The organism is Sphingomonas sp. Xoc002, assembly GCF_050408055.1.
Classification (GTDB): Bacteria; Pseudomonadota; Alphaproteobacteria; order Sphingomonadales; family Sphingomonadaceae; genus Sphingomonas; species Sphingomonas yabuuchiae.
Map to the genome: position 1 here is coordinate 3,687,729 of NZ_CP191175.1, position 13,137 is coordinate 3,700,865.

At 62.7% G+C, this 13,137-nt stretch carries 8 protein-coding genes and 1 tRNA gene; 6 read left to right on the top strand and 3 right to left on the bottom strand.

Going from position 1 to position 13,137, the window contains the following annotated elements; translation table 11 throughout:
* Positions 1-41: 41 nt before the first annotated feature.
* Positions 42-1,145 carry a glycoside hydrolase family 43 protein gene (locus tag ACQR50_RS16905; RefSeq protein ID WP_428969198.1) on the bottom strand — a complete coding sequence of 368 codons (1,104 nt, stop codon included), beginning with the start codon at positions 1,143-1,145 and terminating at the stop codon, positions 42-44.
* Positions 1,146-1,273: 128 nt separating this feature from the next.
* On the opposite strand from ACQR50_RS16905, the gene ACQR50_RS16910 reads away from it, so the two are divergent.
* Positions 1,274-3,064: an aminopeptidase P family protein gene (locus ACQR50_RS16910; RefSeq protein WP_428969199.1), complete on the top strand. Its 1,791-nt coding sequence runs from the start codon at positions 1,274-1,276 to the stop codon at positions 3,062-3,064.
* A 358-nt stretch (positions 3,065-3,422) separates the two neighbouring features.
* On the opposite strand, the gene ACQR50_RS16915 is transcribed toward ACQR50_RS16910, so the two are convergent.
* Positions 3,423-8,012: an NAD-glutamate dehydrogenase gene (locus ACQR50_RS16915; RefSeq protein ID WP_428969200.1), complete on the bottom strand. Its 4,590-nt coding sequence runs from the start codon at positions 8,010-8,012 to the stop codon at positions 3,423-3,425.
* Positions 8,013-8,116: 104 nt separating this feature from the next.
* Entirely contained in the window at positions 8,117-8,947 is an 831-nt protein-coding gene (locus ACQR50_RS16920) for a hypothetical protein (protein WP_428969201.1), read from the bottom strand.
* Positions 8,948-9,066: 119 nt separating this feature from the next.
* Between ACQR50_RS16920 and ACQR50_RS16925 the strand changes: the two genes are divergently transcribed.
* The 5 genes from ACQR50_RS16925 to ACQR50_RS16945 all read left to right on the top strand — a co-directional run bounded on the left by ACQR50_RS16925 (position 9,067) and on the right by ACQR50_RS16945 (position 12,726).
* Positions 9,067-9,142: transfer RNA gene (locus tag ACQR50_RS16925), tRNA-Thr, on the top strand.
* Between the two features lie 520 nt (positions 9,143-9,662).
* Positions 9,663-9,989, top strand: coding sequence for a hypothetical protein (locus ACQR50_RS16930; protein ID WP_428969202.1), 327 nt, complete (start codon positions 9,663-9,665; stop codon positions 9,987-9,989).
* Between the two features lie 110 nt (positions 9,990-10,099).
* A complete protein-coding gene (locus ACQR50_RS16935; protein ID WP_428969203.1) occupies positions 10,100-10,609 on the top strand; it encodes a hypothetical protein in 510 nt (169 codons plus the stop codon).
* Between the two features lie 557 nt (positions 10,610-11,166).
* Entirely contained in the window at positions 11,167-11,334 is a 168-nt protein-coding gene (locus ACQR50_RS16940; protein ID WP_428969204.1) for a hypothetical protein, read from the top strand.
* Between the two features lie 408 nt (positions 11,335-11,742).
* The gene (locus ACQR50_RS16945) at positions 11,743-12,726 is read left to right on the top strand and encodes an RES family NAD+ phosphorylase (protein WP_428969205.1); all 984 of its coding nucleotides are present in this window, start codon (positions 11,743-11,745) and stop codon (positions 12,724-12,726) included.
* Positions 12,727-13,137 lie beyond the last annotated feature (411 nt).

Here is a 13,137-nt window from a genome sequence, read left to right on the forward strand (position 1 = left end):
GCCTCCCCCCAATAGCCGTTCCCGCTGAGCGGAGGGTTGGGTTACTTCGCCTTCCACCCATCCGCCAGCGTCCAGCGATCCCGCCAGCGCAGCACCGGCGTCTCGCCCTCCCATTCCACCGGCAGCCAGACATAGCGTCCGTCGATCGCATTTTCGGGCCGCCAGCGGTCCGCCATGAAGATGAAGCGCGGCTCCGCCCCCGGACGCGCGGGCGGCAGCGGCAGGACGAAGGTGGATTGCGAATGAAAGGTCGTCTTCTGGTCGACCTCGCTCCCGCGCACCGGATTGCCCAGCGAGCGCCACGGCCCCGTCACCTTGTCCGCGACATAGACCCGCCCCGGATTGGGCCGCCAGCCGGTAAGCCCCGAGGCGAACATGTAGTAGCGCCCCTTCGCCTTGAAGAGCGCGGGCGCCTCGTTCCCGCCATCGGGCAGCGCACGGACATAATAGCCGTCATGCCGCGTCCAGTCGGGCGTCAGCCGTGCGATCTGGAGCGTGGCATTCTCTTCCGAAGCATAGACATGCCAGGCGGTGTCGCCGTCGACGAAGACCGTCATGTCGCGCGCCATCTGCCCGCCGGGCATGTCCTGGGCCAGCTTGGTGTCCGGTGCCTTGTCCTCTGCGGTCGCATTGGCGGGCCAGATGCCCGGATTGACTCGGCCCGCGCGCAGGAAGCGGAACGGCCCATGCGGCCGGTCGGCGACCGCGACGCCCGCCTGCGCCGCGCCATACCCCTTGCCGCGCAGCTCCAGATGGAACCACATCACGAATTTCCGCGTGCGCGGGTTGTAGACGACCTTGGGCCGCTCCAGGATGCAGTCGCGCGCGATTGGACTATCGAGGTCGTCCGAGACCGCCAGCGCCACCCCCTCGTCGCGCCAGTTCACCAGGTCGGCCGAGCTATAGGCATGGACGCCGACCTGCGCGCGATTGCCCGCGTCTCCGGCCGTCTTGTGCTCGCCATGCCACCACCAGCGTCCGCCATGACGCAGCAGGCCGCCGCCATGCGCATTGATCGCGACGCCGTTCGTGTCGTTCCACACTTCGCCGGGCCGGAACCCATCCGGTCCCGCCGCTTGCGCGGCCTCGCCCATCAGCGCCACCGCGCCCGCCCCTGCCAAAACGCTCCGCCGGTCGATCATCATTCCAACCTCCCATCTGCTCTCTCAAGGATCGTATATGGTCTGACAAATTCGACAAGCCCCCGTGAGGCTCGACGCTGTGCGGGTGGAGGGCTAGACCGACCGCGTTTCCATTGCTGTCAGGCTGTTCCATGTCCCATTCCGCCCGCCTTGCCGCCCTTCGTGCCGAACTGGCCACCCAGGGGCTCGACGGTTTCGTCGTGCCGCTGACCGACGAGCATATGAGCGAATATGTCGGCGACTATGCGCAGCGCCTTAGCTGGCTGACCGGCTTTGGCGGGTCGGCGGGGTCGGCCGTGGTGCTGACGGACAAGGCGGCGATCTTCACCGACGGGCGCTATACCCTTCAGGTGCGCGAGCAGGTGTCGGGCGAGGACTATGCCTATATCCCGGTGCCGCAGGACAGCGTCGCGGGCTGGCTGGGTCGCGAGACGGCGGCGGGGCAGCGGATCGGGTACGACCCGTGGCTGCACACGCGCCAGCAGGTCGCCGACATGACCGCCGCGCTCGCCGATCGCGACGCCGAACTGGTCGCCGTCACCGCCAACCCGATCGACGCGGTCTGGACCGACCGCCCCGCCCCCTCACCTGCCGTGCTCACCGTGCAGGACGATGCGGTGGCAGGCGAAAGCTCGGCCGCCAAGCGCGCGCGGATCGGCGAATGGCTGGCCGAGCAGCGGGCCGATGCGGTGGTGCTGTCGGCGCTCGACTCGATCGCGTGGGCGCTGAACGTGCGCGGCACCGACGTTGCGCATACGCCGGTCGCTTTGTCCTATGCCATCGTTCACGCGGACGGCGAGACCGACCTGTTCGTGGCACCCAAGAAGATCACGCCCGAGGTGCGCGCGCATCTGGGCAATGCCGTCCGGCTGCATGAGCGTTCGGCGTTCGAGGGCTATCTGACCGGCTTTGCGGGCAAGCGCGTCGTCGCCGACCCCGAGCGCGCGGTCGCCGCCATTGCGCAGGCATTGGAGGCAGGCGGGGCCAAGGTGCTGGCGCTTCGCGATCCGGTGGTGCTGACCAAGGCGATCAAGAACACCGCCGAGGTCGCCGGGCACCGCGCCGCCTCGGTGCGCGACGGCGCGGCGATGGTGAAGTTCCTGCGCTGGGTCGAGAGCGAATGCCCCAAGGGCGGACAGACCGAATTGTCCGCCGCCGCGCGATTGCTCGCCTGTCGCGAGGCGACCGGGCTGCTGAAGGATACCAGCTTCTCGACCATCTCGGCGACCGGTGCGCATGGCGCGAGCCCGCATTATCATGTCACCGAGGAATCGAACGCGGCCATCGAATTGGGTCAGTTGTTCCTGATCGACTCGGGCGGGCAATATCAGGACGGCACCACCGACATCACCCGGGTCATGCCGATCGGCCAGCCTAGCGACGAGATGCGCGATCGCTTCACCCGTGTGCTCAAGGGGCATATCGGCCTCGCCACCGCCGTCTTCCCGGACGGGACGCTGGGCGGGCATCTGGACTCGCTGGCGCGGCGGCCGCTCTGGGAGGTCGGGCTGGATTATGCGCATGGCACCGGCCACGGCGTCGGCGCGTACCTGTCGGTGCATGAAGGGCCGCAGCGTATCGCCGCGCCCAACTATCCCGGCGGCGCGGCGATGGAGCCGCTGCGCGCGGGCATGATGCTGTCCAACGAGCCGGGCTATTACAAGGCGGGCGAGTACGGCATCCGCATCGAAAACCTCGTGCTGGTCGAACCGCGCGCCATCGCGGGCGCGGACCGCGACATGCTGGGCTTCGAGACGCTGACCCTGTGCCCGGTCGAGCGGACGCTGATCGTTCCCGAACTGTTGGCCGCGGCGGAGCGGGACTGGCTCAACGCCTATCATGCGCGGGTGGCGGAAGTTCTGGCGCCGGAGCTGGAGGGGGCGGATCGCGACTGGTTGCTGGAGAAGTGCGCGGCGATCTGATTTTTCACGCGAAGCCGCGAGGACGCGAAGAAGAAGGAAGAAGGTTGGTTCGCGCGGAGGCGCGGAGACGCGGAGGTGTCTCGCCCGCCGCGTCAGCGGCCCTTCTAGCTCGGGCGCTGACGGATGGAGGGCGCTGCGCGCGGCAATTCCTCTCTGCGTCCTCTGCGCCTCTGCGCGAACAAACCTTCTTCTCCGCGCCTCCGCGTCTCCGCGCGCAATCAATCTTCGCGTCATCGCGGCTTCGCGTGAAAAAAACGCCACGCGGGAGGGCCTCCCACGCGGCGTTTTGCGCGCCTCGAACGGCAAAGGAACTGGACCCCGGCCTTCGCCGGGAAACAGAAGAGGGATTGCTCCCCGCTTACCGCCCGAGCAGCACCCGCGCTTGCCCCGCGATCTGGGCCAGCATCGCGGCGTTGGGCTGAGCGGCCAGTCGCGCCCGGTCGATTACCGCCTTGAACTGGCCGACGCGCGCTGCATTGCGCTCCAGCCAGGCCTCGACCGCCGCTTCGGGGTCGGTCGTTCCTGCACGGCCGAGGAAATCGAGCCGCTGCTGCTGGAAGTCACGGGCAAGCCCTGCAATCAACAGGCGCTCCCACGGATCGCTCGGGCTGATCCGTGCCGCCTGGCCCTGCGCCCAGTCGAGGCCCAGCGCCTGACCCAGGCGGGTGAAGGCATGGGTCAACCGCGTTTCGTCGAGCGACAGACGCTGGCCGAGATCGGCCAGCCCCACCGCGCCGTCGAGTTCGGACACGCGCACCACCCGCGCCGCGAGATCGGCGGGCGCGCCCGCCTCTTCCAGCGCGGCGACGACGCGGGCGCTCTGTGCCTTGGCCTCGTCGCGCAGCAAGGCGGGCGTTTCCGCCGCCAGCCGCGCGATGCCCGGCTGCAAACGCTCCAGCGCCGCGCCGGGCGAGGTGCCCGCCGGCATGGAGCGCAGCAGGTCGGCGATCTGCGACCGCGTGGCGCGCGCCACCTCGTCGAACAGCGCGATGCGCGCGGCTTCGGGCATCGCCGCCGTTTCGATCGCGGTCCACAGGGCGGGCAGGTCGAACAGCCGCTCGACCACGACGAACATCGCCGCGATGTCGGCCATCGCCGCGCCTTCCTCCTCGGCCAGTTCGAACGGGTGGAGGATGCCCAGCCGGTTGACGATCCGGTTGGACAGCTTGGTCGCGACAATCTCGCCGCGCAGGCGATGCTCGTCGATGGCCTCGCCGAATGCGTCCTGCATCGCGGGCGGGAAGGCGGCGTGCAGATCGGGGAGCAGTTCGTCGTCCAATGCCAGCGGGCTGGTCTCGATCGCGTCCTGCAAGGTCAGCTTGGCCGTCGCCAGCAGCACCGCCAGTTCGGGCCGGGTCAGCGATATGCCGTCCTGCCCACGCCGCAGCAGCACATCGTTGCTGCCCAGCCCCTCGACCGCGCGGTCGAGCCGCCCGGCGCTCTCGAAGATTTCGATGACGCGGACATAGCTCGGCATCGCGCCCGCGCCGTCCGCCTCGGCGATCGACAGGCCCAGCGTCTGGAGGCGGTTATCCTCCAGCACCAGATGCGCCACGTCGTCGGTCATCGAGGCGAGCAGCGTGTTGCGATCACCCTCCGCCAGACGGCCCTCGATCATCTCGCGGTTGAGCGCGATCTTGATGTTGACCTCGTTATCCGAACAGTCGACGCCCGCCGAATTGTCGATGAAGTCGGTGTTGATCCGCCCGCCCCGCTCGGCAAAGGCGATGCGCGCGGCCTGGGTGACGCCCAGATTGGCGCCCTCGCCGATCGCGATGACGCGCAGATCCTCGGCATCGACGCGCAGGCGGTCATTGGCCGGATCGCCGACCTGGACATTATTCTCCGCCGCCGCCTTGATGTAGGTCCCGATGCCGCCGAACCAGAGCAGGTCGGCGGGCGCCTTCAGGATCGCCGAGATCAAAGCCGCCGGCTCCAGCGAGGTGGCGGTGATGCCCAGAGCCTCGCGGATTTCGTCCGACAGCGGGATGGTCTTGGCCGAACGCGGGAAGACGCCGCCGCCGGGCGAGATCAGGCTGGTGTCGTAATCCGCCCAGCTCGACCGGGGGAGCGCGAACATGCGCGCGCGCTCGTCCCAGCTCGTCGCGGGATCGGGATCGGGGTCGAGGAAGATGTGGCGATGGTCGAACGCGGCGACCAGCTTGATCGCCTTGGAGAGCAGCATCCCGTTGCCGAACACGTCGCCCGACATGTCGCCGCAACCGACGACGCGGATGGGCTGGCTCTGCACGTCCACGCCCCGCTCGGCGAAGTGACGCTGGACCGAGACCCAGGCCCCCTTGGCGGTGATGCCCATCGCCTTGTGGTCGTAACCCTGGCTGCCGCCGGAGGCGAAGGCGTCGCCCAGCCAGAAGCCGCGCTCCAGCGCCAGTGCATTGGCCACGTCGGAGAAGGTCGCGGTACCCTTGTCGGCGGCGACCACGAAATAGGGGTCCTCACCGTCCAGCACGCGCACGCCGTCCGGGTGCACCACCGCCCCCTCGACGATATTGTCGGTGATCGACAGCAGCGCGCGGATGAACACGCGGTAGCTTTCCTTGCCCTCGGCGGCCCAGCCGTCGCGGTCGGTGACGGGCGACGGCAGCTGCTTCGGGTAGAAACCGCCCTTGGCGCCGGTCGGCACGATGACCGCGTTCTTCACCCGCTGCGCCTTCATCAGGCCCAGGATTTCGGTGCGGAAGTCGTCGCGGCGATCCGACCAGCGAAGGCCGCCGCGCGCGACGGGTCCGGCGCGCAGATGGATACCCTCGACGCGGGGGGAATAGACCCAGATCTCGCGCCACGGCAGGGGCGCGGGCAGACCCGGAATCTTGTGGCTGTCCAGCTTGAAGGCCAGCGCCTCCCTGCCCGCCTCGGCAAAGGCGTTGGTGCGCAGCGTGGCGGCGATCATGTCGCGGAAGCTGCGCAGGATCCGGTCGTCGTCGATCGCCGACACCGCATCGAGGCCCGCCGCGATGGCGGTATCGGCGGCGGCGATGTCGCCCCCCGCCTTCGGGTCATGCGCGGCGGTGAACCGCTCGATCAGCGCGGTCGCCAGCTTGGGGGCGCGGCGCAACGCATCGACCACGGTGGTCAGCCCATAAGGCAGCCCCGCCTGGCGCAGATAGCGGAACCAGGCGCGGAACAGCACCACCGCCTGCGGGCTAAGGCCGACATCGACGATCAGGCGGTTGAATGCGTCATTCTCCGCCTTGCCTTCCAGCACGGCGGCGATCGCGCCCTCCAGCACCGCCGCGCCCCTGGGCTCGGTCGTCGCCTCGGTCTCGACGATGAAGTCGTGGACGAAGGGATCGGCCTCGTCGCGCAGCCGCGTCGGCAGTTCGCCGATCACGCGGAAGCCGAAATTCTCCAGCACCGGCACCGCGTCCGACAAGGGCAGCGCGCCGTTCAGCTTGTAGATCTTCAGCTGGCGATCCTGCCCCGGCTGGACCGGGAAGAGGCGAACCGAACGGCTCGACTCATTTTCCAGCGACGACAGGCGCAGAATGTCCGCCGCCGCTTCCGCTGCATCGCTGACATTGCGGTAATTGGTCGGGAAGCCATTGGCCCAGCGCAGCGCGAGGCGCGCCGCACGCGGCGAGGGCACCTGCTCGGCCAGCGCGGCCTCGACATCGGACATCCAGCCGCGCACCATCTTGCGCAGCCGCTCTGACAGCGCCGCCGTATCGGGCAGGCGGCCGTCCTGGCGCAGGTCGATCGTATAGCGGATCAGCGCCACGACGCCGTCCTCCAGCGCGATCGACCAGTTGAGCAGCGAGCCATTGGCGGCCTCGCCCAGCATCTCGCCGATCGCGACGCGCCGCGCGGTGGTCAGCTCGTCGCGCGGCAGCCAGACAAAGGCGAACAGATGCCGCTGCAAGACCGAGCGGATCAGCACCAGCTCGGGGCGCGGACGGTCGGCCAGCGACATGGCGGTCAGCGCCAGCTGCTCCAGCGCCTCGGCCGGGAAGGCGGTGACAAGGTCATGCGGCAGAGCGGTCAGCGCATGGGTCAGCGCCTTGCCGGTATGGCCGCGCGGGTCGAAACCGAATTTGGCCTGCAGCGCGGCCAGCCGCGTGCGCAGCACCGGCACTTCATGCGGCGGGCTGGCCAGCGCGGCGCTGGTCCACAGGCCCGCGTGAATTGACAGGCCGACGACGCGGCCCCCTTCCACCACCGGCACCAGCACCAGGTCGAGCGGCACCGAGCGGTGGACGGTCGAGATCGCATTCGACTTGAGCAGCAGCGGTGCCGCGCCACCCTCGGCGAAATAGTCGAGCGCACGCTGGCGCGACGTCTCGGCCAGCAGCGGCACCTTGTGCGGCGTCCGCGCGACGCCCAGCGCGGGCGCGTCGCGGCCATCCTCATACCATTTCTCATGGCCCAGCAGCGTCAGCTTGCCGCCCAGGAACCACAGGAGAAGCGCCGCGCCCTCGCCATTCTTCTCGCCCAGCGTCGTCGCATCGGCGGCCAGCGCGTCCTGCAACCCCGACCAGTCCGCCACCGCGGCGCGGACATCGGCCAGCACGGCGCGCAGATCGTCGACCAGCCCGCGCCGGTCGCGCGCATCGGCGCGCTCCATTTCCAGATAGATGAAGGATTCGGACTTTCCGCCCGTGCCGATCGCCTGAAGCTGTCCTTCGGCATCGCGGGTCACGGGCAGGACGGGGTGGATCACGCGGTCGATCGCGATACCGTCCGCACCGACCATCGCCGCGATCGAATCGACCAGGAAGGGCATGTCGTCATTGACGATGGCGAGGCGCATCCGGCGGTGCGTGTCGTCGCCCGACATCGGCTCCAGCGCGATCGACGGCGCTCCGGGCAAGCGCTGTTGCGCCACCCCCGCGACGAAGGCCGCCGCAGCAGCCACCTCCGCGGGGCCGAACCCCTGCAACTCCGCCGGAAGGGCGCCCTGGGTCAGCCGCGCGGCAATCGCGTCGGCCATCGGATGCGACATATTCGGTGCCATGGTGCCAAGTCCTAGGCCGGGCTCTCGCGGCGCTCAACCCTTTGCCACAAGAGAAAAGATGTTGCGCCGCAGCGCAATTTTCATTGCGAAGCGCGCAATACCCTTTCGGCCAAGCGCGCGTCGCCGACCACCGTCCCGGTGATGGAAACGCTACCATCCTCGGCGACGCGTCCGACCATGACGACGGGTGTCCCCGGCTGTGCATCGGTCGGCCATGATATGTTAGCGATAGCTTCGGGTTCCTCACCGCCGGGGGCTGGCGGCCCGTTCCACAGCGCGGCGGCCGAACCCGGCGGCGGCGGCTTGATCCCCTCTCCGGCGGAATCCATCAGCTCCGAATCCAGCGCCGCCTGCAACAGCGGGTCGGCCAGTTCCTTCCAACTCAGGACGCCGTGGATGAAGTCGATCATCAATCCATCGGACGAATAGGGCAGCAATATGCCGCGATACAGCGTCATGCGCCCGCGCGTGTTGACGAACTCGGCCTCGAACCCGGCCGGAACCTGATCGGCCAGCACATGGTCGAAATGCCGGGTCAGCCGCGCCAGCAACGACTCCTCGGGCAAGTCCCCGATCCGAGTCGGTCGCGCCGCCGTCCCGCATTCCTCGCGCAGGGCCTGGCCGATATAGGCGATAGCCGGATCGATCCGGTCGCCGCGAAAATCGAGCAGCACCGAGTTGGCCGCGAAATCGCCGATCGCCTCGGTATCGAGCGCCCGGATCGAGGGAAACCGCGCCTCCCCCGACAGCGAAACCCAGTGATGATAGGCCCGCGCATGAAGCCGCCGCTCCACCCCGCCCAGCCGCGACAGCGCGTCCTCCGCCCCGCCCGCGATCTCGCCCGCCGTACGAGCCGGAACGGGATTCCGGGGGTTTTGCGGTTCGCGGTCCATGACGGTCTTCCTGGTCATGCTCCTGTCATGCCCCGACATAGTTAACCACAGATGAAGATCGCAAAGCCGCTTGCCAGCCCCCCAACGACCTGTTAAGCGCCCCCACCTGACCGGACACCAGCCGGTTCACGAGACGGGCCGCTTTAGCTCAGCTGGTAGAGCATCGCATTCGTAATGCGGGGGTCACAGGTTCGAGTCCTGTAAGCGGCACCATCTATAAGTTATTGAGAATAGGCCATTTTCTGGCCTCACCCCCAAAAACCCGGTTGTTTGATGCTCCGGTGACGGTCCCGTGCAATGTGCCGTCGGCTAAACGCCTCAAATCTCGAACGCAGCCAACCACAATCGGCACCCAGTCCGACTGACCAATGAGCTTGAGATCAGCATTCCACCAATATTCTTTTAGCTCCCCAAGTCATTGTAATTATTGACTAATTTACGCGTGCAAAACCGCATGTTTTGGCACATTTTCTTGCTTTGCAGGCATATATTTGGTAAGACGAAGGAGAGTAATCGACTCATAACCTTAATAAGGACATTCCACATTTATGTATTTTAATAATGCCGAACTACAACACTCACATACATCGTACGTGCACGTTTCCCACACCATGACAACTTCAGATGGAAACGTCATGGAGCTTCATAGCTCTATCGATTTGCCATCTGACCGTCAGCCAATGGCACCCTCTTTCGCCAGCCATAGCTCTGCAATTTCTAAGGAGATTGCACGATGAAAGCTAAGCCATTGAAGCAGAAGACGCTGGCAAAAACAGCCGCCACCGATCAGTGCATGCAACCTATCGTCGTTGAACTCCCCTTAGTCGTCGATCCAGACGGGACCAAATGGTACTCCTATCAACTGGTGTTCGATAGAAATGCCGACACCGGCATTCCGTATCCATCGGGTCCGATGTATGCCTTTTGTGAGCTTAGCCAGCCGTTCACGCCAACAGAATCCAGCTATTATGTGATAGGAATGGAATGCGACCCCATCGCCATTTTGCCGATCTACAACGGTCAGCCAATGGAGGTTATCGACAATCGTTCGACCCACTAACCAACTTATTGCATATTTTTATATAAAAAGCTGGCTGAAATGCCGGCTTTTTTATTGCCCGGTGTATAAATACCAAATCTATACACCTTCTTTACCCACACCCGAGGACCATGAACCGAGCCCAAGCCATCAAATATCAGTCATCAATTCGAGAGTTTGCCCAGATTGACCACTGGCGAGCCCCTCATGCCGTGACGTTGACGATGAAGCAGGGAATTCCCGTAGCTAATGGCCGCCAATTTGCCATGACCTTTCTCGATAACAGGAAGGCGGCCCAAAACCTCTCACATTTTCATGCGATTTTGAGCAAGAAGATCCTTGGCACCCCAGCCAAGCGTTTTGGCCAGAGACTCCCCATGATCCCCGTTATAGAAGGGGGAAATGGCAAACGCCTTCACTACCATGCCTTGATTGACTGCCCGGTAGGCGAATTCGTGGATGAGTTTCCGGTAATGATCCGTGAAACGTGGCTAAAAACCCAATGGGGCTACCGAGAGATTGATATCCAATCTCAAGCCGATGACGGTTTTCTATTTTACATGACGAAGCTTCGTGACAAGCCCAACTACGCCGATGCCGTAGATTGGATGAACTATTACAATCCTGATCGACGGGTATAAACCCCTTTCAGAAAGCTCTCTCTTCAGACACACACCACCTTGGTTCGAAATTCAGCTATTCGAACCTTGATTTAAAAGTGTGTCTAAAACACTTCTAATGAATATATATTCAAATTCTATATAGATTATATATTTAACAAATTCGCCGTAGGCGATCTCACGAAGTGAGACCTAAATCAATATATTTGAAATCAACACAACAACTCATACTGATAAATATATTAAATTTAACAATCAGGTTAGGAAATGAGTGTAAAATCCGACAAATGCTTAATAAACTTTTTAGTATCGGTTAGTACGGTAGAGGCATTTGATAGAATATGCTTCCTATCTGGAAAAAATCGTACACAAGTTCTTACGGAAATGATGAAGCAGCGGATAGCCTCTTCAGGCCGTAAATTCGTTTTAGAGGCAGAGAAGGAGGCTAGGCTGAATAAGCAGCTTAAAGCGCTCGCAGAGCTCCAAAACTCATCCGGAACGATGGAGCAGCCCAGACAGTGGTCAGAGACGGTTAGAAACCGTTTAAATCCGACTTTTACGGCGAATGGCGCTTCGGCATGATGCTGACGAAATCCATCAGCCCAAAAACGAAGGCGGAGCTGATCCGGGCCCTTCAAGCCGCTACGTTTCGGAAAGTTGAGGTGTTTGAGGGCGAGCGATTAAATGACCTGCCGACGATCGATCGGCTGAGGAGGGAATCAGCTACGGTTATTGTGCTGATGTGAGACTTGACGGAGGGCTACGGACAGGCCGAAGTTCCGTACAATCGGGCCCAATGGGCAGTCGACAATTGGCTCGTACCGGATTCCAATCGATGGGGTCGACAGCGTGGGTTCCAAATGTAAAATAGGGGCATGACCCACCTCTGTCCTTACTGCTTCAATAACAAATACCTCCGACAGAGAGTGCTCGATCTACGCCGAAACCGCCAGACGCCTAACTGCAGCTACCATCCAACACGTAAAGGCCTTCCAGTTTCTGAAGTTGCTGGGATTATAGATTCAGCCTTGAGAGCAAACTACGAATTGTCCTTTCAACCACCATCCATCATAGCTGCATACGATCTACACGGCCTTCTTCATGATCTAGCTGAACCGGTGAATGATAGTATCATTGACATTCTATGCTCCACATTGATTGACGAAGATGTTTATGACGAGCGTGACGGAGATACGCCTTTTTATACTGAAGACTTCCAGTATAGCTTAGTCGAGCCAAATGGATGGGTTCAAAGCGGGCTATGGAGCGATTTTCGCCACTCGATCGCTCATGAATATAGATTTTTTAACGACGGAGCAAAACGTTTGCTCGTCGAGATTTTCAGCAATGTTCATTATCTGTCCGACGAGAACAAGCAACCTGCCTTTTACGCGTTGGAACCTGGGACTCTATTACAGCGAGCACGGGGCGTACGAAGTATCGAGGTAGCTAGAGAATGGGCAGCTGATCCCAGTCGATTCCTTGGTCCACCACCAAAGCATCTTCGGAACGCAGGTCGAATGAACGCTGCGGGTATTGGTGCGTTCTACGCCGCTTTCGACGATCCAACCTGTCTTGCGGAACTAAGGCCTTTGGTTGGCGGCTTGGTATGCTTAGCGTCATTTCGCTTGCGGCGACCGGTCCATGTGCTCGATTTTACGAGGTTCGAGCGCCCAGGACGCAATATCGATATCTTCGCAAAAAACTACGCTGCTCGAACGACACAGTGGGCTTTCATGCAGAGTTTTCAGCAGGAGATCAGCAGACCGGTTCTGCCTGACGACACGAATCTTGAGTACGTCCCGACGCAGGTCGTAGCAGAATTCCTTACTAAGCTCCCCATACAGTATCGCGGAGTTGAACAACGGATCGAGGGCTTGGTATTTCGGTCCGCGCAACGGCCGGGCGGCCACAACCTCGTTCTCTTTGGAGAAGCAGGGCAAGTCGTAGGCGGACATGATGCCGAAGCCCCCTCCAGCCGGTCGGATTTCGATTTTCTTCTTTCAATGCCCGCCGCAAAAGAGCCTGATCCCGCACTCGAGTACGAGTTGGAATCCTTCCGCATTCGGCGGATCACCAGCGCGGACTTCGGATGCAATCCGGAATTTCTTCCTCCTGAAGGGGTCCCCGATTTCTAAACATTAGGTTTAAACCGCGTCCGGTCCGTTCCCTTATGTTTGCATCTGGCAAATCATCGCCTACCCTGCGCCGAGTTTTGAGCAGTCATTGGCAGCTCGGCTAGCGCTACGCGCACGGTTGGCCAACAAAGAATTTCCACTATGATTCCAGCCTCGATGCAAAACGACTGATTACTGCTTCACCACGGCGGAGCCGTCGAATCCCTATTTTAGCCCTTGGTAAGACATCGACTCGCACCGATCGTGGCTCGAAAGCGGTCAGCGGGTTCACTCCCCCAAAGCGTACGTTACAACGGCAAGAATCCCTCGGTCGGTTGTCGTTTTTTCACGGCTCGCGGGCCCGGCATACCATGTTAGCGCGATAGTCAGGCGACAAAGCATGGTATAATATTTCCATCACGCTCGCCCTCG

What these genes read in the sequence shown, in the direction of transcription:
- ACQR50_RS16915 (WP_428969200.1), bottom strand. Translation starts at nt 8,012, where the DNA reads ATGGCCGACGCGATTGCCGCGCGGCTGACCCAGGGCGCCCTTCCGGCG.
- ACQR50_RS16905 (WP_428969198.1), bottom strand. Translation starts at nt 1,145, where the DNA reads ATGATGATCGACCGGCGGAGCGTTTTGGCAGGGGCGGGCGCGGTGGCG.
- ACQR50_RS16935 (WP_428969203.1), top strand. Translation starts at nt 10,100, where the DNA reads ATGAACCGAGCCCAAGCCATCAAATATCAGTCATCAATTCGAGAGTTT.
- ACQR50_RS16920 (WP_428969201.1), bottom strand. Translation starts at nt 8,947, where the DNA reads ATGACCAGGAAGACCGTCATGGACCGCGAACCGCAAAACCCCCGGAAT.
- ACQR50_RS16930 (WP_428969202.1), top strand. Translation starts at nt 9,663, where the DNA reads ATGAAAGCTAAGCCATTGAAGCAGAAGACGCTGGCAAAAACAGCCGCC.
- ACQR50_RS16910 (WP_428969199.1), top strand. Translation starts at nt 1,274, where the DNA reads ATGTCCCATTCCGCCCGCCTTGCCGCCCTTCGTGCCGAACTGGCCACC.
- ACQR50_RS16940 (WP_428969204.1), top strand. Translation starts at nt 11,167, where the DNA reads ATGATGCTGACGAAATCCATCAGCCCAAAAACGAAGGCGGAGCTGATC.